The 23,720-nt window shown below is 66.3% G+C and carries 22 protein-coding genes and 2 pseudogenes; 8 read left to right on the top strand and 16 right to left on the bottom strand.

Annotated features, from left to right (window positions below):
- Positions 1 to 4: 4 nt before the first annotated feature.
- The 4 genes and pseudogenes from msbA to petA all read right to left on the bottom strand — a co-directional run bounded on the left by msbA (position 5) and on the right by petA (position 4,490).
- Complete coding sequence (gene msbA, locus ACV4UZ_RS15860) at positions 5 to 1,789, bottom strand: lipid A export permease/ATP-binding protein MsbA (RefSeq protein ID WP_491601758.1); 1,785 nt, start codon at positions 1,787 to 1,789, stop codon at positions 5 to 7.
- A gap of 137 nt (positions 1,790 to 1,926) precedes the next feature.
- A pseudogene (locus tag ACV4UZ_RS15855) lies at positions 1,927 to 2,580 on the bottom strand (cytochrome c1); the annotation flags it as partial.
- 111 nt (positions 2,581 to 2,691) lie between these two features.
- Positions 2,692 to 3,924 (bottom strand): annotated as a pseudogene (locus ACV4UZ_RS15850) (cytochrome b); the annotation flags it as partial.
- An 11-nt stretch (positions 3,925 to 3,935) separates the two neighbouring features.
- The gene (petA, locus tag ACV4UZ_RS15845; RefSeq protein ID WP_491601757.1) at positions 3,936 to 4,490 is read right to left on the bottom strand and encodes a ubiquinol-cytochrome c reductase iron-sulfur subunit; all 555 of its coding nucleotides are present in this window, start codon (positions 4,488 to 4,490) and stop codon (positions 3,936 to 3,938) included.
- A gap of 96 nt (positions 4,491 to 4,586) precedes the next feature.
- Here petA and ACV4UZ_RS15840 point away from each other — a divergent pair, with 96 nt between their 5' ends.
- Positions 4,587 to 5,108, top strand: coding sequence for a tRNA (cytidine(34)-2'-O)-methyltransferase (locus tag ACV4UZ_RS15840; protein ID WP_491601756.1), 522 nt, complete (start codon positions 4,587 to 4,589; stop codon positions 5,106 to 5,108).
- Positions 5,109 to 5,126: 18 nt separating this feature from the next.
- The gene (locus ACV4UZ_RS15835) at positions 5,127 to 5,825 is read left to right on the top strand and encodes a class I SAM-dependent methyltransferase (protein WP_491601755.1); all 699 of its coding nucleotides are present in this window, start codon (positions 5,127 to 5,129) and stop codon (positions 5,823 to 5,825) included.
- Between the two features lie 129 nt (positions 5,826 to 5,954).
- Here ACV4UZ_RS15835 and ACV4UZ_RS15830 read toward each other — a convergent pair whose 3' ends face one another.
- The 11 genes from ACV4UZ_RS15830 to ACV4UZ_RS15780 form a co-directional block, all read right to left on the bottom strand.
- Entirely contained in the window at positions 5,955 to 6,470 is a 516-nt protein-coding gene (locus ACV4UZ_RS15830; protein WP_491601754.1) for a hypothetical protein, read from the bottom strand.
- 89 nt (positions 6,471 to 6,559) lie between these two features.
- The gene (gene rlmH / locus ACV4UZ_RS15825) at positions 6,560 to 7,018 is read right to left on the bottom strand and encodes a 23S rRNA (pseudouridine(1915)-N(3))-methyltransferase RlmH (protein WP_491601753.1); all 459 of its coding nucleotides are present in this window, start codon (positions 7,016 to 7,018) and stop codon (positions 6,560 to 6,562) included.
- On the bottom strand, positions 7,018 to 7,524 hold the full coding sequence (rsfS, locus tag ACV4UZ_RS15820; protein ID WP_491601752.1) for a ribosome silencing factor: 507 nt from the start codon (positions 7,522 to 7,524) through the stop codon (positions 7,018 to 7,020). Before rsfS ends, rlmH begins: the two co-directional genes overlap by 1 nt.
- Complete coding sequence (locus tag ACV4UZ_RS15815; RefSeq protein WP_491601751.1) at positions 7,434 to 8,045, bottom strand: nicotinate-nucleotide adenylyltransferase; 612 nt, start codon at positions 8,043 to 8,045, stop codon at positions 7,434 to 7,436. Before ACV4UZ_RS15815 ends, rsfS begins: the two co-directional genes overlap by 91 nt.
- A gap of 118 nt (positions 8,046 to 8,163) precedes the next feature.
- A complete protein-coding gene (locus ACV4UZ_RS15810) occupies positions 8,164 to 9,429 on the bottom strand; it encodes a glutamate-5-semialdehyde dehydrogenase (protein WP_491601750.1) in 1,266 nt (421 codons plus the stop codon).
- The gene (proB, locus tag ACV4UZ_RS15805) at positions 9,429 to 10,541 is read right to left on the bottom strand and encodes a glutamate 5-kinase (protein WP_491601749.1); all 1,113 of its coding nucleotides are present in this window, start codon (positions 10,539 to 10,541) and stop codon (positions 9,429 to 9,431) included. Before proB ends, ACV4UZ_RS15810 begins: the two co-directional genes overlap by 1 nt.
- Before the next feature lie 139 nt (positions 10,542 to 10,680).
- On the bottom strand, positions 10,681 to 11,889 hold the full coding sequence (obgE, locus tag ACV4UZ_RS15800) for a GTPase ObgE (protein WP_491601748.1): 1,209 nt from the start codon (positions 11,887 to 11,889) through the stop codon (positions 10,681 to 10,683).
- Positions 11,890 to 12,077: 188 nt separating this feature from the next.
- Positions 12,078 to 12,347 carry a 50S ribosomal protein L27 gene (gene rpmA / locus ACV4UZ_RS15795; protein ID WP_491601747.1) on the bottom strand — a complete coding sequence of 90 codons (270 nt, stop codon included), beginning with the start codon at positions 12,345 to 12,347 and terminating at the stop codon, positions 12,078 to 12,080.
- Between the two features lie 32 nt (positions 12,348 to 12,379).
- A complete protein-coding gene (rplU, locus tag ACV4UZ_RS15790) occupies positions 12,380 to 12,682 on the bottom strand; it encodes a 50S ribosomal protein L21 (RefSeq protein WP_068428581.1) in 303 nt (100 codons plus the stop codon).
- A 141-nt stretch (positions 12,683 to 12,823) separates the two neighbouring features.
- Positions 12,824 to 15,085: a methyl-accepting chemotaxis protein gene (locus ACV4UZ_RS15785; RefSeq protein ID WP_491601746.1), complete on the bottom strand. Its 2,262-nt coding sequence runs from the start codon at positions 15,083 to 15,085 to the stop codon at positions 12,824 to 12,826.
- A 126-nt stretch (positions 15,086 to 15,211) separates the two neighbouring features.
- Positions 15,212 to 15,466, bottom strand: coding sequence for a DUF1289 domain-containing protein (locus ACV4UZ_RS15780; protein ID WP_491601745.1), 255 nt, complete (start codon positions 15,464 to 15,466; stop codon positions 15,212 to 15,214).
- A gap of 80 nt (positions 15,467 to 15,546) precedes the next feature.
- On the opposite strand from ACV4UZ_RS15780, the gene ACV4UZ_RS15775 reads away from it, so the two are divergent.
- Complete coding sequence (locus ACV4UZ_RS15775; protein WP_491601744.1) at positions 15,547 to 16,761, top strand: 6-phosphofructokinase; 1,215 nt, start codon at positions 15,547 to 15,549, stop codon at positions 16,759 to 16,761.
- A gap of 27 nt (positions 16,762 to 16,788) precedes the next feature.
- On the opposite strand, the gene ACV4UZ_RS15770 is transcribed toward ACV4UZ_RS15775, so the two are convergent.
- Entirely contained in the window at positions 16,789 to 17,505 is a 717-nt protein-coding gene (locus ACV4UZ_RS15770; RefSeq protein WP_491601743.1) for a hypothetical protein, read from the bottom strand.
- A gap of 386 nt (positions 17,506 to 17,891) precedes the next feature.
- On the opposite strand from ACV4UZ_RS15770, the gene rimP reads away from it, so the two are divergent.
- The 5 genes from rimP to rbfA are packed head-to-tail and all read left to right on the top strand — an operon-like array spanning position 17,892 to position 23,649.
- The gene (rimP, locus tag ACV4UZ_RS15765) at positions 17,892 to 18,389 is read left to right on the top strand and encodes a ribosome maturation factor RimP (protein ID WP_491601742.1); all 498 of its coding nucleotides are present in this window, start codon (positions 17,892 to 17,894) and stop codon (positions 18,387 to 18,389) included.
- A gap of 15 nt (positions 18,390 to 18,404) precedes the next feature.
- Positions 18,405 to 19,916 carry a transcription termination factor NusA gene (nusA, locus tag ACV4UZ_RS15760; RefSeq protein WP_491601741.1) on the top strand — a complete coding sequence of 504 codons (1,512 nt, stop codon included), beginning with the start codon at positions 18,405 to 18,407 and terminating at the stop codon, positions 19,914 to 19,916.
- 16 nt (positions 19,917 to 19,932) lie between these two features.
- Positions 19,933 to 20,532, top strand: a complete 600-nt coding sequence (locus ACV4UZ_RS15755; protein WP_491601740.1) for an RNA-binding protein — start codon at positions 19,933 to 19,935, stop codon at positions 20,530 to 20,532.
- A 27-nt stretch (positions 20,533 to 20,559) separates the two neighbouring features.
- Positions 20,560 to 23,184 carry a translation initiation factor IF-2 gene (infB, locus tag ACV4UZ_RS15750; RefSeq protein ID WP_491601739.1) on the top strand — a complete coding sequence of 875 codons (2,625 nt, stop codon included), beginning with the start codon at positions 20,560 to 20,562 and terminating at the stop codon, positions 23,182 to 23,184.
- A 36-nt stretch (positions 23,185 to 23,220) separates the two neighbouring features.
- A complete protein-coding gene (gene rbfA / locus ACV4UZ_RS15745) occupies positions 23,221 to 23,649 on the top strand; it encodes a 30S ribosome-binding factor RbfA (RefSeq protein ID WP_491601738.1) in 429 nt (142 codons plus the stop codon).
- The last annotated feature ends 71 nt before the right edge of the window (positions 23,650 to 23,720 follow it).

The following is a 23,720-nucleotide window of genomic DNA, read 5'->3' as shown; positions in this document are numbered from 1 at the left end:
GGCTTCAGCCTCCGGTGGGTCTGGCGGCTTCCTCGGCGAACTGCATGGCGTAGAGGCGGGCATAAGTCCCGTCCCTGGCCATCAGGGCGTTGTGGTCGCCGGATTCGATCACCCTGCCCTTGTCCAGCACGTGAATCAGGTCGGCGTTGACCACGGTGGACAGGCGGTGGGCGATGACGATGGTGGTGCGGCCCTTCATCAGCAGTTCCAGGGCGGTCTGCACCTGGCGCTCGGATTCGGTGTCCAGCGCGCTGGTGGCTTCGTCCAGCAGCAGGATGGGGGCGTTCTTCAGCATGGCGCGCGCGATGGCCAGGCGCTGGCGCTGGCCGCCCGACAGGTTCAGGCCGCGCTCGCCCACCACGGTGTCGTAGCCCTCGGGCAGGCCGATGATGAAGTCGTGGGCGGCGGCCGAACGGGCGGCGGCCTCGATCTCCTCGTCGGTGGCGCCGAAGCGGCCATAGGCGATGTTGGCGCGGATGGTGTCGTCGAACAGGGTGATCTCCTGGCTGACCAGGGCGATCTTGGACCGGAGCGAGGCGAGGCTGACGCCCCGCACGTCCTGGCCGTCCACCAGCACGCTTCCGTCGGTGACGTCGTAGAAGCGGGGCAGCAGGTTCAGCACGGTGGACTTGCCGGCGCCCGACGGCCCCACCAGGGCCACCGTCTTGCCGCCCGGCACGGCGAGGTCGATGCCGTCCAGCACCGCCTTGGCCCCGTCATAGGTGAAGAACACGCCCTCGAAGCTGACATTGCCCTCCAGCACCACCAGATCGGGGGTTCCATCCTTTTCGGTGATGGTGGGCTGGGTGTCGAGCACCGAGAAGGTGCGCGCCGCCGCCGCCAGGCCTTCCTGCAGGTTGGTGTTCATGGCGGCCAGGGACTTGATGGGGCGATAGGCCAGCATCAGGGCGGTGATGAACGAGAAGAAGGCGCCGGGGGTGGTCTCGCCCGCCACCACCCGCGTGCCGCCATAGAGGATCACCACGGTGATGGCGATGCCGCCCAGCAGCTCCATGATGGGAGACGAGGCGGCGCGCACCCGGGCGGCCTTGTAGATCAGGTCCTGCAGCATCTCCACCAGGGCGTTGACCTTGCGCTTCTCGTAATCCTCCATGCCATAGGCCTTGACCACCCGGATGCCCTGGATGGCCTGCTCCAGATAGGTGGTCAGCTGGCCCATGTGGTCCTGGGTGTTGGCGGTGACCTTGCGCATGCGCCGGCCCAGCTTGCGGATGGGCAGGATGGCGATGGGGAAGATGAAGAAGGTCCAGGCCGACAGCCGCCAGTCCTGATAGAACATGGCGCCGATCAGGAAGATCACCGACGAGGCGTCCTTGCCGGCCCCCGTCAGGGCGTCGGACACCGCGAAGCGCATCTGCGAGATGTCGTTGGTCAGGCGCGACAGGATGCGGCCCGTGGAATTGGCGTGGAAGAAGGCGACGTCGAGGCGCATCAGGTGGGCGAACAGCCGCGCCTGCATGTCGGCGATGACCCGCAGGCCCACCTTGGACAGGAACACCGCCTCGCCGTAATTGCACACCGACTTGACGGCGAAGGTGGCCAGCACGGCGGCCGCCAGGGGCAGCAGGAATTCGGGGCGCTTCTCGGTGAAGATCTTGTTGACCACCGGGTCCATCAGGAGGGCGTAGCCGGCATTGGCGGCGGCGCCCACCACCATGCAGAACACGGCGGCCAACACCTTGCCCATGTAGGGGCGCATGCCCTCGTTGAACAGGCGGCGCACCAGCACCCAGGTGGAATGATCAAAGGAAATCTTCTGCTTGCTCAACGGATTATGGCCTCAAGTCGGCACCTGCGGGCGGACCATATCACGGCCGCGCGCGGCCAACAAACGAAACGGCCGCCGTTGTCGCCAACGGCGGCCGTCCGTACATGGTGCGCGATTAAGAGGCGCGGGCCGACCTCTTAATGCACGTCCTTCCAGATCTGACGCTTCAGGGCGTACATCAGGGCGGTCAGAACGGCCAGGAACACCATCACCTTGAGGCCCATGGACTTGCGGGCATCCAGCTCGGGCTCGGCGGCCCAGTTGAGGAAGGTGGTGATGTCGTAGGCGATCTGCTCCTTGGTCGCCTTGGTGCCGTCGGCATAGGTGACGATGTCATCCATGACCGGCGACGGCATGCTGATGGCGTTGCCCGGGAAGTAGTGGTTGAAGAACTTGCCCTCGGGGATGGCGTGACCCTCGGGAGCGGCGTCCTCGTAGCCCAGCATCAGCGAGTAGACGTAGTAGGGGCCGCTGGGACGGGCCTTGTTCATCAGCGACAGGTCGGGCGGCAGGGCGCCGCCGTTGGCCGCGGCGGCGGCCTTGTCGTTGGCGAAGGGCGGCACGATCCGGTCCGACGGACGGGCGGGGCGGTTGTTGACCACGCCTTCGTCGTTGGGCTGATCGGGGACTTCCTTCTCGGCGGCGATGGCCTTGATCTCGTCCTCGGTGAAGCCGATGTCGGCCAGGTTGCGGTACGCCACCAGCTTCATGGAGTGGCAGTTGGCGCACACGTCGTGGAACACCTGCCAGCCACGCTTCAGCGCCGCCTTGTCATGCTTGCCGAACACGCCTTCCCAGGAGAAGGCGGTGGCCGGCTTCTTGAACTCGGGCATGCCGGCGCTGCTGGCCTTGGCCTCGCCGCCGAAGCCGGCCAGGCCGACCATGATCATGGCGACCAGGGCGGCGGCCTTGACCACCGGCTGGGCGATGGAGGCGGGCAGGGCCTTGGGCTTCTCGATCTTGCCGATCAGCGGCAGGATGATCAGGAAGTGGGCGAAGTAGTAGGCGGTGCAGAACTGACCGATCTTGATCAGGATGCCTTCCGCCGGCTTGCCGCCCACATAGCCCAGCACCATGCAGTCCACGAAGAACAGCCAGAAGAACTGGCGGTACAGCGGACGGAACTTGGCCGAGCGCACCTTGGAGGTGTCCAGCCAGGGCAGGGCGAACAGGATCAGGATGGCCGAGAACATGGCCAGCACGCCCTGCAGCTTGGCCGGCAGGAAGGGCAGGTCGAAGGTGAAGGCGCGCAGGATCGCGTAGAACGGCAGGTAGTACCATTCGGGCACGATGTGCGGGGGCGTCACCATCGGGTTGGCGGGGATGTAGTTGTCCGGCTCGCCGAAGAAGTTGGGCGCCCAGAACACGAAGGCCAGGTAGAACATCAGGAACAGGCCGATGCCGTACAGGTCCTTGATCGTGTAGTAGGGGTGGAAGGGGATGGAATCCTGCGGACCCTTCATGTCGATGCCCAGGGGGTTGTTCGACTTGACGGTATGCAGCGCCCACACGTGCACCACCACCAGGCCCAGGATGACGAAGGGCAGCAGGAAGTGCAGCGCGAAGAAGCGGTTGAGCGTGGGGTTGTCCACCGAGAAGCCGCCCCACAGCAGGGTGACGATGTAGTCGCCCACCACCGGGAAGGCCGAGAACAGGTTGGTGATCACCGTGGCGCCCCAGAAGGACATCTGGCCCCAGGGCAGCACGTAGCCCATGAAGCCGGTGGCCATCATCGCCAGGAAGATGGCGATGCCGATGAACCACAGGATCTCGCGCGGGGACTTGTACGAACCGTAGTACAGGCCGCGGAAGATGTGGATGTACACCAGGATGAAGAACATGGACGCGCCGTTGGCGTGCAGGTAGCGCAGCAGCCAGCCGTAGTTCACGTCGCGCATGATGCGTTCGACCGAGTCGAAGGCCAGCGAGGTGTGGGAGGAATAGTTCATGGCCAGGAACAGGCCGGTGAGGATCATGATGATCAGCATCACCGCGGCCAGCGAACCGAAGTTCCACCAGTAGTTCAGATTGCGAGGCGTCGGGTACTCGATCGCGCTGTGCTGAACCATCGAGAAGATGGGCAGGCGCTCTTCGATCCAGTTGACCACCTTGTTGTTGCTCTTGAAGTCGCTCATGACGGGCCCCCTCAGCCGATCCGGACGGTGGTGTCGGTGGTGAACTGATAAGGCGGCACCGGCAGGTTGGCCGGGGCGGGACCCTTGCGGATGCGGCCCGACGTGTCGTAGTGCGACCCGTGGCACGGGCAGAACCAGCCGCCGAACTCACCCTTGGGGTCGGCGGGCTTCTGGCCCAGCGGCACGCAGCCCAGATGGGTGCAGACGCCGATCAGGATCAGCCACTCGGGCTTCTTGGCGCGCTGGGCGTCGGTCTCGGGCTCACGCAGCTCGGCGGTGTTGACCTTGGCGGCGTCGGCGATTTCCTCGGGCAGGCGGTGCCGGACGAAGACCGGCTTGCCGCGCCACACCACGGTGACCGACTGGCCCGGCTTGATGGCCGAGATGTCCACGTCGGTGGTGGAAAGCGCCAAAGTATCGGCGGCCGGGTTCATGCTATGCACGAACGGCCAAAGTGCCAAGCCAGTCCCAATCGCACCGACGCCGGCAGTGGCGTACAGCAGGAAATCCCGCCGTGTCTGCCCGTCCACCGACGAGGGCTGGGCATTGTGTGCCTGATCAGCCATGATTAATCCTCTTGTTGGCCCGCGGAAGCGCGACTATTAACCACATCGCCTGAGTCGATTCAACAGCCGTCTCGACATGCATGCGGAGCGGCTAATATGACGTTGCTGCAAGGCAACATCACACCGCACCGGAATCTGCCGTCGAGACCCCCCTTGGATCTTCTCCGCCTCGCCCTTTACCAGCCGGACATTCCGCAGAACGCGGGGGCGCTTCTGCGTTTGTCCGCCTGCCTGGGCGTGGCCGTCGATATAATCGAACCGTGCGGCTTTGTCCTTGATGAACGTAAAGTCCGGCGTGCCGGAATGGATTATATCGGACAGGCGAGCTACACCCGCCATTGGTCGTGGGAGGCCTTCGCCGCCACCCTGGAGGCCGGGGGGCGCCGTCTGGTGCTGCTGACCACCGGCGGCGAGATTCGTCATGACCGCTTTCCTTTCGCCCCCGGTGATACCATCATGGTCGGACGGGAAAGTTCCGGGGTGCCCGGCGCGGTATTCGATGCGGCCCAGGCCCGCATCCGCATTCCCATGCGGGCGGAGGCGCGGTCGCTCAACGTGGCGCTGGCGGCGTCCATCGCCACCGCCGAGGCGCTGCGGCAGTTGGAGGCCTTTCCCTAGGGATGGGAGCAAACAGAGATGAGTGTCGACACCGTCCGCCACTGGGACGCCGACCGCGCCGCCGCCTATGACAGGCGGGTGCGCGAAGCCATTCCCGGCTATGACGCCCTGCACGTGCTGTCGTGCCAGATCGTCGCCGAGACCACGCGGGGCCGCGGTCGCGCCCTGGTGATCGGGGCGGGAACGGGGGCGGAATGCATCGCCCTGGCGCAAAGCTGCCCCAACCTCGCCGTGGTGGGGGTCGATCCCTCCAAGGACATGCTCGAGCACGCCGAGATCAAGGTGAAGGAGCACAACCTCACCGCCCGGGTGCGGCTCTATCCCTCCAAGGTGGGCGACCTGCCGAAATTCGAGCCCTTCGACGCGGCGACCCTGTTGCTGGTCATGCATTTCCTGCCCGATGACGGGGCGAAGAAGACCCTGCTGGAAGAAGTGGCCGCCCATCTGAAGCCGGGCGCGCCCCTGGTGCTGGCCGACCTGTTCGGTGTCTGGAGCGACGGGTGGCAGCAGCAGCTGCGCGCCTGGTGGCGCCACCTGCAACTGGCGGCGGGCATTCCCGAGACGGAGGTGGAAAAAGGGTTCCGCCACGTGGACCGCGACATCTTCCCGGTCACCGAGGCCCGCCTGACCGAGCTTCTGGCCGAAACCGGCTTCGGCAGGCCCGAACCCTATTTCCGCGCGCTGTGCTTCGGCGGCTGGGTGGCGCGCAAGGTTTGATGGCATTTGTCACCCTGAGCCTTGGCGAAGGGTCTTTCAGCCTGAAGCGGCAGCCATCTGGCGGGTGAAAGATGCTTCGCGTTGCTCAGCATGACAGGATGGGGAGGTGCGATCCTTAAATCGCTCCCCCTACGTTCCGCCCAGCAGCCCGTCGATTTCCACCTGGGCCATGGCGCGGTCGGAACCGTGGATGATGGCGTTGGCGCAGTCCATCAGGGCCTGGGCGGCGCGGCTGATGGCCTTGACGTGCTCGGTGGTCAGCGCCGGATCGGCGCCGGCGACGATTTCCTCTTCCAGCTTGGCGACGCCGCCGAGGATCAGGGTGTTCAGGTGGTTGATGGTCTCCTCGAAGGGGCGGCGGAACTTGGTGGGCACGGCCTCGTAGGCCTCGACCGCCAGCTGCTTGTCCTTGAAGCTGGAATCGGTGAAATGCTCCTGGTAGCTCTTGGGCGCCCACATCTTGCACTCCTCGATCATGTCCGGCATGTCCGGCACCATGTCGAGCAGCATGACGATCTCGTTGAAGTGATTGAGATAGTCGGTGGCAAGCAGCGTCTGGGCACTGATGTTGGTGCCGCCGACCCTGGCAACGTATTCCTCGAAGGCCGCCCGCTCTTCCGGCGGGATATCAGATTCCGTCACCACCCCTCCTTGGAATCCCACCGGAAACCCCTCAGCCATCCTTGCGCCAGGAAGGACAGAATTTCAAGAGCCCTTAGTCATATGGCTATTGATCAGGATCGATGGTAGGGATGCCCGGTCAGAATCGAATGGGCCCGCCACAATTGCTCGGCCAGCAGGGCGCGGACCAGCATATGCGGCCAGGTCATGCGCCCGAAGGACAGCAGCAGATCGGCCCGTTGGCGCACCGCGTCGCCATGGCCGTCGGCGCCGCCGATCAGGAAGGCCACGTCCTGGGTGCCGCCGTCGCGCCAGCCTCTCAGAATCTCGGCGAAGTCCACCGATCCCATGTCGCGGCCCCGTTCGTCCAGCGCCACCACTTTCGAGCCCGTGGGGATGATGGACAACAGCAGATCCGCCTCGCGCGCCTTCATCTGGGGTGCGGCCAGCGGGCGCTTCTCCTCCACCTCCTTGAGGATTGGAGCGGGCGACAGGCGGCGGCAATACTGGCGGAACAGATCCAGCTCCGGCCCGGCCTTGGCCTTGCCCACCGCTCCGATCAGCAGGCGCATCAGCCCTGTTCGATCGCCTTGGCGCGCACGGCGCTGGCGGTGGGAGCATCGGCCTTGGCTTCCAGCGCGCCCCACATCTTTTCCAGATTGTAGAAGGCGCGGACCTCGGGGCGGAACAGGTGGACGATGATGTCGCCCCCGTCCACCAGCACCCAGTCGCACTGGGGCATACCCTCGATGGTGACCTTCTGGCCGGCCTGCTTCAGGGCCTTTTCCACGTGATCGGCCATGGCGCCCACCTGGCGCTGGGATTTGCCGGTGGCGATGACCATGGTGTCGGTGATGGAGGTGCGGCCCTTGAGGTCGAGGACCACCACGTCCTCGGCCTTGTGGTCGTCCAGGGTGGCGGCGACGATCTCCGCCAGCGAGGGGGCGGGAGCGGCGGGAGATTCGGCCTTGGCGGCGGGTTTGCGGGCTATGGTTGTCTCCTGTTGCGGATGGCGGTGGACGAGGCGGCGTGGCGCCGGGTGTGCAGGAACACCCAGGCGGGCGGCTGTCCCTGCCACAAAAATCGGGCTCTCGAGGACGGCTGGCGGCTTTGGGCGAAGCGATGAGCCGCACGGCTTCCCAAGATTCGCGCAGAATAGGGACCACGCGCCAGAATCGCAACGGGAACGGCGCGGAAGATGCTCTCCCATCTTGCCCAGCGATGGAAGCCGGCCAGATTATCGGCGCCCATCAGCCAGACGAAGCGGATGCGAGGGAAGCGTTGCCGCAACAGCGCCAGGGTGTCGGCGGTGTAGCGGGTGCCCCAATGGGTTTCGACATCGGTCGGTCGCAGGCGGGGGTGCCCGGCGCAGACCGCCCGTGCCGAGTCGAGGCGATCGGTGAACGGCGCCATGCCGGCCACCGGCTTCAACGGGTTCTGCGGACTGACCAGCAGCCAGACCTCGTCCAGGCCCAGCAGCCTGAGCGCCAGCAGGGCGATGTGGCGGTGCCCGTCATGGGCCGGATTGAACGAGCCGCCCAACAGCCCGACCCGCGCCCGCCGGGGCTCGCCCCAGGGATTGAGGCGGGGCCGCGTCATGGGGCTTTCCGGGGTGTCATGCTGAGCGATGCGAAGCATCTTTCAGACGATGGCGGTGCCGCCGCAGGCTGAAAGATCCTTCGGCTGCGCCTCAGGATGACAGCGGAAGTCCCGTCGCTCATCCCGGCCGGACCTGGCCGCTGCCCTTCACCACGTATTTGAAGGTGCAGAGCTGCTCGACGCCGACGGGGCCGCGCGCATGCATCTTGCCGGTGGAGATGCCGATCTCGGCGCCCATGCCGAATTCGCCGCCATCGGCGAACTGGGTGGAGGCGTTCCACAGCACGATGGCGGAATCGCACCCGTTCAGGAAGGTCTCGGCGGCGGCCGGGTCCTCGGCGATGATCGCCTCGGTGTGATGCGAGCCGTAGGTGTTGATGTGCTCCACCGCCGCTTTCACCCCATCGACCACCTTCACCGAGATGATGGCGTCCAGGTACTCGGTGCTCCAGTCGGCCTCGGAGGCCGGCAGGGCGCGGCAATCGGCCTCCTGGGCCAGATGGTCGCCCCGCACCTCGCAGCCCGAATCGATCAGCATGGAGAGCAGGGGTTTCAGGTGGGTCCTGGCGCAGGCCCGGTCCACCAGCAGCGTCTCGGTGGCGCCGCAGATGCCGGTGCGGCGCATCTTGGCGTTGAGCACGATGGTCTTGGCCATCTCCAGGTCGGCGGAGCCGTCCACGTAGGTGTGGCAGATGCCTTCCAGATGCTGGAACAGGGGAATGCGGCTCTCGGCCACCACGCGCTCCACCAGGGACTTGCCGCCACGGGGCACGATGACGTCGATATAGTCGGAAAGCCGCAGCATCACCCCCACCGCCTCGCGGTCGGTGGTGGGCACCATCTGCACCGCGTCTTCGGGCAGGCCGCAGGCGGTGAAGCCGCCCTTCAGCGCCGTCAGGATGGCCTGGGACGAGTGGAAGCTTTCCGAGCCCCCGCGCAGGATGGTGGCGTTGCCCGACTTCAGGCACAAAGCGGCGGCGTCGGCGGTGACGTTGGGCCGGCTCTCGTAGATGATGCCGATGACGCCCAAGGGCACGGCGACGCGGGAAATGTGCATGCCGTTGGGCCGGGTCCATTCCGCCAGCGAGCGCCCCACCGGATCGGGCAGCCGCGCGATGTCCTCCAGCCCCTTGGCCATGGCCTCGATGCGGGCCGGGTTGAGCATCAGGCGGTCGAGCATGGCCTTGGAGAGGCCCTTGGCCTCGCCCGCCGCCATGTCCTTGGAATTGGCCTCCATGATCAGCCTGGCATCGATGCGGATGGCCTGGGCCGCGGCGCGCAGCGCCTTGTCCTTGTCCGCCGACGGGGTGAGGGCGAGGATGCGGGCGGCGGCGCGGGCGCGACGGCCCAGCTCGGTCATCATCGCCTGAAGGTCGCTCATCATCATCCCTCCATCACCAGATCGTCGCGGTGGATCAGTTCGTCGCGGCCCTTGAAGCCCAGGATGGCCTCGATCTCGCCCGATTTGCGGCCCATGACGGCGCGGGCATCCGTGCTGGAATAGGCCACCAGGCCGCGTCCCAGCACCTTGGCGGAAGCGTCCTTGACCAGGACGCAATCGCCGCGCTCGAACTCGCCTTCCACCGCCGTGACGCCGGCGGGCAGCAGGGAACGGCCCTGGGCCAGGGCGCGGGCGGCGCCGGCATCCAGCACCACCGTCCCGGCGGGCTTCATGGAGCCGAAGATCCATTGCTTGCGCGCCGTCCTGGGTTCGGACGAGGGCAGGAACCAGGTGCAGCGCCCGCCCTCCTCGATGGTCCTGAGCGGATGCAGGGGCTCGCCCCGGGTGATGGCCATGCGGCAGCCGGCCGACAGGCAGATGCGGGCCGCCACCAGCTTGGTGACCATGCCGCCCGAGCCGTAGGCCGAGCCGGGATCGCCGGCCATGGCCTCGATCTCCGGGGTCAGCTCGCGCACCTCGGGAATGAAGGTGGCGGTCGCGTCCTTGCGCGGATCGGCGGTATAAAGGCCGTCGATGTCGGAGAACAGCACCAGGGCGTCGGCCGACACCATCTGGGCCACGCGGGCGGCGAGGCGGTCGTTGTCGCCGACGCGGATCTCGGCGGTGGCCACCGTGTCGTTCTCGTTGATCACCGGCACGGCGCCGAGGCGAAGCAGGGTCTCCAGCGTCGAGCGGGCGTTGAGGTAGCGCCGCCGGTTCTCGGAATCGTCCAGTGTCAGCAGCACCTGGGCCACGGTGATCTGGTGATGGGCCAGGGCCTCCTGCCAGGCGTGGGCCAGACGGATCTGCCCCGTGGCGGCGGCGGCCTGCTTCTCTTCCAGCTTCAGGGGCGGAGTGAGGCCCAGCTTGCGCCGTCCCACCGCCACGGCGCCCGAGGACACCACGATGACCTCCTGGCCGCGCGCCTTGCAGGCGGCGATGTCGGCGGCCAGGGTTTCCAGCCAGGCGCGCTTCACCTGGCCGGTGGAATCATCCACCAGCAGCGAGGAGCCGATCTTGACGATCAGGCGCTTGGCGGAGGCGAGTTGGCTCACGGGGCGCTCCACCCAAGAAGGCTTGTCATCCCGAGCGTAAGCGAGGGATCTCCGCTCTGAGAGGCGGTGCCGATACGGCACCGTTCGGTCAGGACGAGATCCCTCCTCCCGATGGTCGTCGGGATGACAGGAACGAAGGTCATTCCTCCTCGTCTCCTTCTTCCATTTCCTCGTCGTAATCCTCGTCGTCGCCGCCTTCGTCATCATGCCAGATCCATTCGCCGTCGGCGCCCCAATGGCCGCCGGCGAACTGGTCGTCCTCGGCCTCGGCCTTGCGCTTCCTTTGCTGGAAGGTGGGGGCGCCGCGCTTGCCCGAGCCGAACACCGCCGAGGCGGCAGGCACCTCGGGCTCTTCCTCGCGGGCTTCCTTGATGTGGGTGAACAGCCGGGCCAGGATGGGCTTCAGGCCGACGCCCGACACGCCGGACAGGGGCAGGACCTCCTGGCCGCAGGCTTCGGTCAGCTCCATCAGCTTCAGCTCGATGTCGTCGGCGGTCAGCGAGTCGCACTTGTTGAGCGCCACCACCTCGGGCTTCTCGTCCAGTCCGCCGCCATAGGCGGCCAGTTCGTGGCGCACCACGCGGTAGGCCTCGGCCACGTCATCGGCGGTCCCATCGATCAGGTGCAGCAGCACGCGGCAGCGCTCGATATGGCCCAGGAAGCGGTCGCCGATGCCGGCGCCCTCGTGGGCGCCCTCGATCAGGCCGGGAATGTCGGCGATGACGAACTCTTCCTCGCCCAGGGTGACGACACCCAGATTGGGATGCAGCGTGGTGAAGGGGTAGTCGGCGATCTTGGGCCGCGCCCGGGTCACGGCGGCCAGGAAGGTGGACTTGCCGGCATTGGGCAGCCCCACCAGGCCGGCGTCGGCGATCATCTTGAGACGCAGCCAGATCCAGCATTCCTCGCCGGGCCAGCCCTCGTCGGCGCGCCGGGGCGCCTGGTTGGTGGACGACTTGTAGTGCATGTTGCCGAAGCCGCCGTCGCCGCCCCTGAGCAGGACGACGCGCTGCCCCGCCTGGGTGAGGTCGGCCAGCACCGTCTCCTTGTCCTCGTCCAGCACCTGGGTGCCCACCGGCACCTTCAGGATCACGTCGTCGCCCTTGCCGCCGGTCTTGTTGCGGCCCTGGCCGTGATTGCCGATCTTGGCCTTGAAATGCTGCTGGTAGCGGTAGTCGATCAGGGTGTTGAGGTTGGCCACGCATTCCAGGATGACGTCGCCGCCCCGCCCGCCGTCGCCGCCGTCGGGCCCGCCGAATTCGATGTGCTTCTCGCGCCTGAACGAGCAGCAGCCGGCGCCGCCGTCGCCGGATTTCACGAAAATCTTGGCCTGATCGAGGAACTTCATAATTGGCGTATCCGCAACGGAGCAAAGGTCAGTGTGCTGATTATCCGTCATGCCCGGACCTGATCCGGGCATCCATGGATCGCCGGGTCAAGCCCGGCGATGACGAGAGTAGGCAGGTGACCGGAAAAGCAAAAGGGGAACGGCGAACCGTTCCCCTTCCTTAAAAACGCAAGCGTCCGGGAACGGCCTTATTCGGCGGCCTCCGGCAGGGGCTCGACGACCACGAAGGTGCGGCCCTCGGCCTTGTGCTTGAAGGTCACCTTGCCGGCGGCGGTGGCGAACAGGGTGTGATCCTTGCCCATGCCCACATTGGTGCCGGCGTAGAACTTGGTGCCGCGCTGGCGCACGATGATGTTGCCGGGGATGACGATCTCGCCGCCGAACTTCTTGACGCCGAGCCGCTGACCCGCGGAGTCGCGGCCGTTGCGGGACGAACCGCCAGCCTTTTTATGAGCCATAGTCTACTCTCCTAGTATCGGCGCGCGGGCGATCAGCCGGCGGAAATGTCGGTGATGCGCAGGATCGTCAGGTCCTGGCGGTGGCCGTTCTTGCGGCGCGAGTTCTGGCGGCGGCGCTTCTTGAAGACGATGATCTTCTCGCCGCGGGCCTGGGCCACCACGGTGGCCTTCACGCTGGCGCCGGCCACGACGGGCGCGCCGATCTTCTCGCCGACCATCAGCACCTGGTCGAGCACAACCTCGGCACCGGCCTCGCCGGCCAGCTTCTCGACGCGGATCACGTCGCCCGAAGCGACCTTGTACTGCTTACCGCCGGTCTGGATGACTGCGAACATGACGATTCTACCTGAGCAAAAGAAACAGTGACGCGCGAAGGGAGCCCACCGCGCGAGAGGGCCGAAATATACTCACCCCCAAGGCAGAGTCAACGGCTATCTGAATCGAATTGCGAAGAACCGCGCCTAACCGATTCAAATTCATGCCGCATCCTCGACGGGGGACGAACCGGCGACCAGACGGGAGAATTCTCCCGACCAGCCGGGCATGTCGGATGCAGGCATGTCGAACTCGCCGTGAAGGCGGCCGTGCTCGATTTCCTTGACCACCGCCGGCACCGATCGAGAGAGCCCGGGAAGACTCAATTGGATACGGGCCGACGGCGTGATGCCGGCAAAATCGCCGATTGCGGTGAAGCCGCCTTCCGAACAATTTATCAGCCGCGCCACCACGGTGGCCCCGCCAATGGTGATCGTGCCGGAGCCGTCCAGGCGATAACGGGGCTTCTCGCGCCGGTTGACCTCCTTGGTGGCGGTGCGCACCACCCGGACCAGGATCTCGCGCAGGCGGTCGATGCCGCCGGCCACCTCGTGCGAGACGCTGCCCACCTGGGCGGCCCGCTGGCCGGTATGGGAGGCCTCGGCCGAGACCTTGGCGATACGCTCCGCCACCTCGTTGGCGGCATCCGAGGTCTGGGCCACGTTGCGGGCGATTTCCTGGGTGGCGGCGCCCTGCTCCTCGATGGCGGTGGCGACCGCCGCCGACACCCCTTGGACATCGCCGATGGCCGTGGTGATCTCTCCCACCGAACGGACGGCATTTTGCGTGGTGGCCTGGATCTCGGCGATCTGGGCGGTGATCTCCTCGGTGGCCCTGGCGGTCTGGTTGGCGAGGTTCTTGACCTCGCCCGCGACCACGGCGAAGCCCTTGCCGGCCTCGCCCGCCCTTGCCGCCTCGATGGTGGCGTTGAGCGCCAGCAGGTTGGTCTGCGACGCGATGTCGTTGATGAGGTTGGCGACCTCGCCGATCCGGTTGACCGCCTCGGACAGTTGAATGATGGTCCGTTGAGCCTCGGTCGAGGTGGCGACCGCTACCTCGGTGACGCGGGTCGCAGTACCCACCTGGGTGGAAATCTCGCGGATGGACGCCGAAAGTTCCTCCGCCGCCGAGGCCACGGTCTGGGCGTTGGCCAGGGCCTGGGTCGCGGCGGCGGCGACGTTCTGCGAGTTGTCGCCCACCGCCGCCGCGCTCTGGGCCATGCCGCCGGCATTGTCGGCCATGCGCCGGGTCATCTCGGCGATGCGGTCGACGGCGGCCCGGGTTTCCCGCTCCACCGTTTCCGCCATGCCCTGCAGGGCGGCGATCTTGTCGTGCTCCGCCTTGCGGCGTTCGTCCTCCTGGGCGGCGCGCAGGCGTTCGGCCTCGGTCAGCTCTTCCTTGAAGCGCTGCACCGAGCGGGCCATGGCGCCCACTTCGTCGCCGCGCTCCTGACCGGGCACGGCGATGCCCATTTCACCCTTGGCCAGCCGTTCCATCAGCGCCGTCATGGCGGTGAGCGGGCGATATATGGAGCGTGCGACCAGGGAGCCGACCGCCAGCATCAGCGCGAAGCCGGCCAGCATCACCCAGGTCATGGTGCGGCTGGCGGTGGCGTTGACCTGTCCGGCCTCGGCGCGGGCGGTGGTCATGGCGGCGCGGGCGGCATCCTCCAGGGCCTGGATGGCGGGAGCGGCGGCGGCATAGGCTTCGCTCATGGCCTTGGCGGTGTCGCGCGACGTCAGCATGGCTTCGGCGGCGGCGCGGAAATCGCGCTGATAGGCGCCCATCCGCTCCTGGATCGCCGCCCGCTCGGCGGCGGGAATGGCCGAAGCCGCCAACGCCTTCTCGAACTCGGCGCCGCGCCGGGCAAGATCGTCCATGTATTTCGGGTCGAGGCGGGCGAGGAAATCCTTTTCGTGGCGCCGCATCATCAGCATCAACACCTGCAGGCGCGGCTCGTCATGAGTCTTCAACGCGGCTTCCACCTCGTGCACCGAGGCGCGCAGCATTCCCAGCAGACCGTCCTTCTCGCTCAGGCCGACCTTGACCTCGGCGGCGGCAACGGCGGCGAAGGTCTGGGAATACCCGGCGATGCCCCTGCGGACCGTATCCACTCGGGAATGACGCGGATCGCCTGGGGGAAGCGCGGCCGCGATGCCGTCCATGGCGGCATTGACCGCCGCCATGGTCTTGGCGTGCTCGTCCACATATTGGGTGGCGCGGCGCAGCAGAAAATCCTTCTCGTTGCGCCGGGCGTTGAGCAGGCCGGCCTCCAGGTTGGCGGCCCGCTCGGCCACGGCGGTCTCGGCGGCGAGACGCGCATCGACCCGGGCGATGCTCTCTCTCGCCGCCCACTGCACCGCGATGCATATGCCGAGAATCGCTCCAGCCAGGGCGACCAGAGATCCAATCTGGACCTTCAATGAAAAGCGAGAGAGCAATCCTGCCATACCATCCCCCAATAAGGCACTTACCTAGCTTGCCTATTGAGTACCTCATCGTACGACCGGGCAGAAGCCATACGAATGGCGGCTAGCGGCTTAATAATATTACAGTTTTATGACAGTGCGGGAGGGCGGCGGCGCGGCGAGGACGTCCGCCTCGGCGGCGGCGCGGGCGGGAAGCCGGGCCAGGATTTCGCCCTTCTCGGCGTCGCTGGCGGTGGACCAGGCCTTGATCTCGGCCCGGGTGCGCCTGCAGCCGATGCACCAGCCCAGCCGGTCGTCGATGCGGCAGACGGATTTGCAGGGGGAGTCGAAGACGCGGAGCGGCGGCGCGGGCAAAATCCATCCCCATCCAAGCATTGGCTCCCCCTCATATTGGTCGCTGGCGGCCCGGCAAAAAGGGGCTATCCTGTTCGGACACCACACAAGGGAGGCGATCCATGCTGCACGGCAAGGTCCTGGTGGCCCAGGGCGGCGGCCCCACGGCGGTGATCAACCAGTCCATGGTCGGCGCCGTCCTGGAATCCCGGAAATTCCGCAACGTCGATCTGGTCTACGGCGCCCATCACGGGGTGCGCGGCATCGTCAACGAGGATTTCCTCGACCTCACCCAGGAGACCAGCCACAACCTGGAAATGGTGGCCCAGACGCCGTCCTCGGCCCTGGGCTCGACGCGGGACAAGCCGGACCTCAAGTACTGCCACGAGATCTTCGAGGTCTTGAAGGCCCACGGCATCGCCTATTTCTTCTACATCGGCGGCAACGATTCGTCGGACACCGTGCGCATCGTCTCGGAGGAGGCGCGCAACGCCGGCTATCCGCTGCGCTGCATCCATATCCCCAAGACCATCGACAACGATCTGGTGCTGAACGACCACACGCCGGGCTTTCCCTCGGCGGCCCGCTTCGTCGCCCAGGCCTTCATGGGGGTGAACCTGGACAACGCGGCGCTGCGGGGAGTCTATCTGGCGGTGGTGATGGGCCGCCACGCCGGCTTCCTCACCGCCGCCTCTGCCCTGGGTAAGAAGTTCCCCGACGACGGACCGCACCTGATCTACCTGCCCGAGCGCGTCTTCTCGGTGGAAAGCTTCCTCACCGACGTGAAGGCCGCCTACGACAAATACGGCCGCTGCGTGGTCGCCCTGTCCGAGGGCATCCACGACGAGAGCGGCGCGCCCATCATCACCCGGCTGGCCAAGGCCACCGAGCAGGACGCCCACGGCAACATCCAGCTGTCGGGCACCGGGGCGCTGTCCGACCTGTTGTGCGAGGAGGTCAAGGACAAGCTGGGCATCAAGCGGGTCAGGGGCGACACTTTCGGCTACCTGCAGCGCTCCTTCATCGGCTGCGTCTCGGACGTGGACCAGCGCGAGGCCCGCGAGGTGGGGGAAAAGGCGGTGCAATTCGCCATGTGGGGCGATCGCGACGGCTCGGTGGCCATCCAGCGCACCGGCTTCTACTCGGTGGATTACAGGCTGCTGCCGCTGGAGGACGTGGCCGGCAAGACCCGGGTGATGGAGGACCACTTCATCGCGCCGTCCGGCACCGACGTCACCGACGCGTTCCGCATGTACCTGCGGCCGCTGCTGGGCTCGGGCATGCCCGACGCCTTCCGCCTGCGGCTCAATTCGGTGCCGAGGATTCTCAAGGCATAGGGTAGCCTGGCTACGGCGGAGAAGTACTTACTCAGCCGTGTCTAAATGTGTCCAATGGTAATTTCCGCTTCCGCCCTCAAGTTCAGGGAGAGGAGGGGAGCCAACAGGCATAAATAATTCTTCTGCGTAATATGGTATTTCCATTATACCTCCGCCGACCTTCTCTCCCAGCATGAGCAAAATTTCCGTTGTATCTGCATAGAGTATGTCGGGTTTGTTGGACAAGTGGCGAAGAAGGGATTTTGACTTCCTGCTTTTGTCAATTGTTCCGTTGTCATTGTATGCGTAATAGCGGGCACATCCCCATATTTCCGACAGAACACTGCTTGAGTTGACCGTCTTGTCGACCGGCACAAGCCGAACGTAGGCATATTCCATCAATCGGACCTGCGGGCGGCCACGGCAATGGGCCAATACAAGGCCATCAATCGATTCGTCCGGAAGTCCTTTCTTGTAAGCATTTCTGTACATTGTGTAGTCAACATGCACCCACACCTGAAGCTCCCTGTACAACTCGGCATGCCGTGGATGATGCCAGATACGGAGAGTTTCATCTATTTCGCGATAAGGGGATGCCTCCACCAGGAATGCGCGGCGCGTTCCTGGTCGGGACAGTTCGCGGACAATGGTTCCCACGTACTTCTCAATCTCGGGCTCGCCTGCGGCGACGACAGGGATGAGTAGGCTTTGCGGTATGTGCTCGCCTTCAATGCGGGCTCGAGCTCGAGGATCGATTTCTCGCATGCGGGCTCCTTCGGATTCTGGAAAATTCAACTTAACGGTGGAGTCTGCCGTCTATCTTGGTTTGGCTTGAGCGAATGCTGGGTTTGGTTGTCGCGACTGGCCATGTTCGGTCCATAATGACGGTAAAAACTGCTGTATTCAATCAATGGCGGATCTCCATACGCGTTTGATGGCAGGGTGCCGATGCGGCCCGCTCCGGCGGCGTGGCGTTATCGCGGGCGGGTCAGAGATGGCAATCACAAGAATTCTTGCCTCCGCCGCCGAAATGGCTATATTGACGCCAAGACACATTCTTATATTCCCGTCCGACGGGATTGTGAGGGTGGGCCAGTGGCCCACTTTTTTTGTTTTTAGGGACCAACGTTAGGTCGCAAGGCGACAGGGTTATGGATCTTCAAAGCCGTTTGGAGGCCCTGATCGCGCCGTCACTGGACGCCATGGGGTACGAGCTGGTGCGGGTGCAGCTGCAGGGAAAGCAGCGGCTCACGCTTCAGATCATGGCGGACCGCAAGGACGGCGTGATGATGGCCGTGGACGATTGCGCCGACATCAGCCGCTCGGTTTCGGCCCTGCTGGATGTGGAGGACCCCATCTCGGCGGCCTACACCCTCGAGGTGAGCTCGCCGGGCATCGACCGTCCGCTGACCCGGGCCAAGGACTTCGTCGCATGGGCGGGGTTCGAGGCCAAGATGGAATCGTGCCAGCCCATCGACGGGCGCAAGCGGTTCCGGGGCAAGCTGCTGGGTTTGGACGAGACGGGGGCCTTCGTGCGCCTCGCCGTCGAAACCGGCGAAGTCGCCATTCCGCTGGCCGATGTTCGCGGCGCCAAGCTGGTGCTGACCGACGAACTGATCGCCGCGACCATGCAAGACCAGGAAGAGTGAGGACGCATTAGGACCATGGAACGGATCGCCGCACTTCCCCGCCCCGAACTCCTTCAGGTGGCCGACGCCGTCGCCCGCGACAAGGGCATCGACCGCGACGAGGTTCTCGAAGCCATGGAGCAGGCCATTCAAAAGGCCGGCCGCTCCAAGTACGGCCACGAGCACGACATTCGCGCCCACATCGACCGCAAGACCGGCGAAATCCAGCTGGCCCGCTATATCGAGGTGGTCGAGGAGGTCGAGAACGAGGCCACTCAGTTCACCTTGAAGCAGGCGCTGCGCAAGAAGCCCGACGCCCAGGTGGGCGACTTCCTGGTGGATCCGCTGCCGCCCATCGATTTCGGCCGCATCGCCGCCCAGACCGCCAAGCAGGTCATCGTCCAGAAGGTCAGGGACGCCGAGCGCCAGCGCCAGTTCAACGAATACAAGGACCGCGTCGGCGAGATCAGCAACGGCCTGGTCAAGCGCGTCGAGTTCGGTAATGTCATCGTCGATCTCGGCCGGGCCGAGGCGCTGCTGCGCCGCGACGAACTGATCCCGCGCGAGACCTTCCGCACCGGCGACCGTGTGCGCGCCTACATCTACGACGTCCGCCAGGAGCCCCGGGGGCCGCAGATCTTCCTGTCGCGCACCCATCCCATCTTCATGGCCAAGCTGTTCGCCCAGGAAGTGCCGGAAATCTACGACGGCATCATCGAGATCAAGGCGGTGGCCCGTGATCCCGGCTCGCGCGCCAAGATCGCCGTGCTGTCCCACGATTCCTCCATCGATCCCGTGGGCGCCTGCGTCGGCATGCGCGGAAGCCGCGTCCAGGCGGTGGTGGCCGAGCTGCAGGGCGAGAAGATCGACATCATCCAGTGGTCGCCCGACGTCGCCACCTTCGTGGTCAACGGTCTCGCCCCCGCCGAAGTCACTAAGGTGGTGCTGGACGAGGAAGCCGGCCGCATCGAGGTGGTGGTGCCCGACGACCAGCTGTCTCTCGCCATCGGCCGTCGCGGCCAGAACGTGCGTCTGGCCAGCCAGCTGACCCAGTGGAACATCGACATCCTCACCGAGGCCGAGGAATCCGAGCGCCGCACCGAGGAATTCCGCTCGCGCTCCAACATGTTCATCCAGGCCCTGGACGTTGACGACGTCATCGCCCATCTGCTGGTCACCGAGGGCTTCTCCTCGGTGGAGGAGGTGGCCTACGTGCCGGCCGAGGACATCGCCGACATCGAAGGCTTCGACGAGAACGTCGCCGAGGAGCTGCAGACCCGGGCGCGGAACTTCCTGGCCGAGCAGGACGAGCGCTACGACCAGATGCGCAAGGACATGGGCGTCGCCGACGAGATGGCTGCCATCGAGGGGCTGGCCCCCTCCATGCTGGTCAAGCTGGGCGACAAGGGCATCAAGACCCTGGACGACCTGGGCGACCTGGCCGGCGACGAACTCCTCGACATCCTGGGCAAGGATGCCATGAGCGAGGACGAGGCCAACGCCGTGATCATGGCGGCCCGCGCTCACTGGTTCGAGGACGGCAAGTAAGGGGGAGGATGGCCGCATGGCCGGCCTCCCCGAAGAGGACGAGTACGAGGAGGGGACCGGACCGCAGCGCCGCTGCGTCGTCACCGGTCAGGTCCGCCCCAAGTCGGAATTGCTGCGGTTCGCCGTGGCGCCCGATGGTACGCTGTTTCCGGACCCCGGCCATGAGTTGCCCGGACGGGGAATCTGGTTGAGCGCCAGCCGGGATGTGGTAAATACGGCCGTGGCCAAACGGTCCTTCGCCCGGGCGGCCCGCCGCCCGGTCGCGGTCCCGGAAGGTTTGGCCGACCGGATCGAGGCGCTTCTGGCGCGCCGCTGCCTGGATCTTCTGGGTCTGGCGCGCCGTGCCGGTCAGGCGGTCTGTGGATTCGAGAAGGTGTGCGCCGAGATCAAGTCTCGCCGCGCCGCCGTTATTCTAGGGGCCAGGGATGCCGCCCGCGACGGGCGCGCCAAGGTCCAGGCGATGGCCCCCGGCGTGCCGGTGATCGAGCTTTTCGACGGGGCCGAGTTGGGCACCGTTTTTGGCCGCGACGCGGCCGTTCATGTCTGCGTGTCTCCGGGCAGGCTGGCGCAGCGTCTCAAGGATGACGCGGCGTTGCTTGCCGGTTTCCGTGGATGATTTTTTGCAGAAGAGACGAAGTCGTACATGAGCGATTCCCAGGATCAAGACCGTAAGGCCCCGCTGAAGCTGACCCAGCCGGGTAAGCTGGAGCTGAAGAAGACCGTCGAGACCGGCCAGGTCCGGCAGAGCTTCTCCCATGGACGATCCAAGGTGGTGACCGTCGAGGTCCGCAAGAAGCGCACCTTCTCGAGTGCCGGCGGCGCCATGCACGAGGTCAAGGACGGCGCCCATTCCGTCGCCGAGGCCGATCTCGCCGCCGCCGTGGCCAAGGTGGAGGCCGCCAGCCGCGCCGCCAGCGCCCACGACCTGACGTCGGGCGAGAAGGCCGCCCGCGCCAAGGCGCTGCAGGACGCTCTGCGCCACGAGGAAGAACTGCGCGCCCGCGCCGAGGAAGACGCCATCCGCCGCGCCGCCGAGGAAGAGGCCGCCCGCGCCGCCGAGGAAGAGGCCCAGCGTCTCGCCGAGGAAGAGGCCGCCAGGCATGCCGCCGAGCCGCAGCCCGAGCCCGAGGCCCCGGCGGCCGAGGCCCCCGCTCCTGCCGCTCCGGTCGCCGCCGCTCCGGCGGCTCCGGCGGCTCCGGCCGCCCCCGTCGCTCCGGCCCAGCCCAAGCCCGTCGCCGCCGCTCCGGCGGCTCCGGCCGGCGAAGCCCCCGCCGCTCCGCGTGGCCGCACCGAGGAAGAGGAAGAGGAAGAGGAGCGCGCCAAGAAGCGCGCCGCCGCCCACAAGCCCGCCCCGGTCAAGCGTACCGAGCCCCGTCGCCGCACCGGCAAGCTGACCATCACCGACGCGCTGACCGACGACGACCGCTCCGAGCGCGGCCGCTCGCTGGCCGCCGTCAAGCGCGCCCGTGAGCGCGAGCGCCTCAAGCACATGCAGAAGGGCTCGGAAAAGGTCATCCGCGAGGTGATCGTGCCCGAAAGCATCACGGTGCAGGAGCTGGCCAACCGCATGGCGGTGCGCGGCGCCGACGTGATCAAGTGCCTGATGCGTCTCGGCGTGATGGCCACCATCAACCAGAACATCGACGCCGACACCGCCGAGCTGGTGGTGACCGAGTTCGGCCACAACATGAAGCGCGTGTCCGAGGCCGACGTCCTGGTCGGCCTGGAGGGCGAGGCCGACACCGACGAGGCGCTGATCGCCCGTCCGCCGGTGGTCACCGTCATGGGCCACGTCGACCACGGCAAGACCTCGCTGCTGGACGCGCTGCGCGCCACCGACGTGGTGTCGGGCGAGGCCGGCGGCATCACCCAGCACATCGGCGCCTATCAGGTGACCATGAGCTCGGGCGACAAGATCACCTTCATCGACACTCCCGGCCACGAGGCCTTCACCGCCATGCGCGCCCGCGGCGCCAAGGTGACCGACATCGTGGTCCTCGTGGTGGCCGCCGATGACGGCATCATGCCGCAGACGGTGGAAGCCATCCGCCACGCCAAGGCGGCCGGCGTGCCGATCATCGTCGCCATCAACAAGATCGACAAGCCCGACGCCAATCCGGAAAAGGTCCGCCAGGAGCTGCTGCAGCATGAACTGGTGACCGAGGAACTGGGCGGCGACGTGCTGGCCATCGAGGTGTCCGCCAAGAAGCGGATGAATCTCGAGAAGCTGGAAGAAGCCATCCTGCTGCAGGCCGAGATCCTCGACCTCAAGGCCAACCCGACCCGCGCCGCCCAGGGCGTGGTGGTCGAGGCCAAGATGGAGAAGGGCCGCGGCTCGGTGGCCACCGTGCTGGTGCAGAAGGGGACGCTCAAGGTGGGCGACGTCTTCGTGGCCGGCGCCGAGTGGGGCCGCGTCCGCGCCCTGGTGGACGACCACGGCAATTCCATCAAGGAAGCCGGTCCCTCCACGCCCGTCGAGGTGCTGGGCCTGCAGGGCACGCCCGCCGCTGGCGACGACTTCATCACCGTCGAGGACGAGGCCCGCGCCCGCGAGATCGCCGGCTACCGCCAGCGCATGGACCGCGAGGCCAAGGCCAAGCTGGCCACCCGCGGCACGCTGGAGCAGATGTTCTCCGCCATCAAGTCGGGCGAGGCCCAGGAACTGCCCGTGGTCATCAAGGGCGACGTGCAGGGCTCCATCGAGGCCATCTCCGCCACGCTGGAGAAGATGGGCAACGAGAACGTCAAGGTGCGCATCCTGCATGCCGCCGTGGGCGCCATCAACGAGTCGGACATCACGCTGGCCAAGGCCTCCAACGGCCTGCTGATCGGCTTCAACGTCCGCGCCAATCCCCAGGCCCGTGACATGGCCCGCCGCGATGGCGTGGATATCCGCTACTACTCCATCATCTACGACGTCACCGACGACCTGAAGAAGATGCTGTCGGGCATGCTGGCGCCGGAACTGCGCGAGCGCTTCCTGGGCTACGCGTCCATCCGCGAGGTGTTCAACATCACCAAGGTGGGCAAGGTGGCGGGCTGCATGATCACCGAGGGCATCGTCAAGCGCGGCTCGAGGGTCCGCCTGCTGCGCGACAACGTGGTCATCCACACCGGCGATCTCGGCCAGCTCAAGCGCTTCAAGGACGACGTCAAGGAAGTGCGCGAGGGCTACGAATGCGGCATGTCCTTCAGCAATTACGAGGACATCCGGGTCGGCGACGTCATCGAATGCTTCGAGATCGAGGAGATCGCGGTCACCCTGTAACGGGGTGACCGTGTTCCTCGCGGCGGAGTCATTGCCATGAGCCGGGGTGCCAAGCCACCGTCCCAGCGCCAGCTTCGCGTCGGCGAGGAATTGCGCCACGCCATCGCCATGGTGATCGAGAGGGGCGAGTTCCGCGACCCCGACCTCCAGAACCGCCCCATCACCGTCACCGAGGTGCGGGTCAGCCCTGATCTGCGCAACGCCACCGTCTTCGTGGTGCCGCTGGGCGGCGGCGAGGTCAAGCCCATCCTGGAGGGGCTGAAGCGCGCCAAGGCCTTCCTGCGCCACGAAATCGCCCGCATGGTGGAACTGCGCGCCGTGCCCGATCTGTGGTTCCAGGAAGACACCACCTTCGACACCGCGTCGCGCATCGATTCCATCCTCAACTCCCCCGAAGTGCGCCGCGACATCGCCTCCGCCCCGGCCGAGGACGATTTCGGCTCCGACGGCGACGACGGGCAGTAGGCGCCCCCTCGGCAAAGGCGAGACTTGCTCCCGCCGGCGGACGTCGTATCATTTCCCTCGTCACGCTCCCA

This window comes from Paramagnetospirillum sp., from assembly GCF_058402745.1.
The sequence above is the reverse complement of the archived record's forward strand: the minus strand, read 5'-3'. Positions and strand labels throughout refer to the sequence as shown.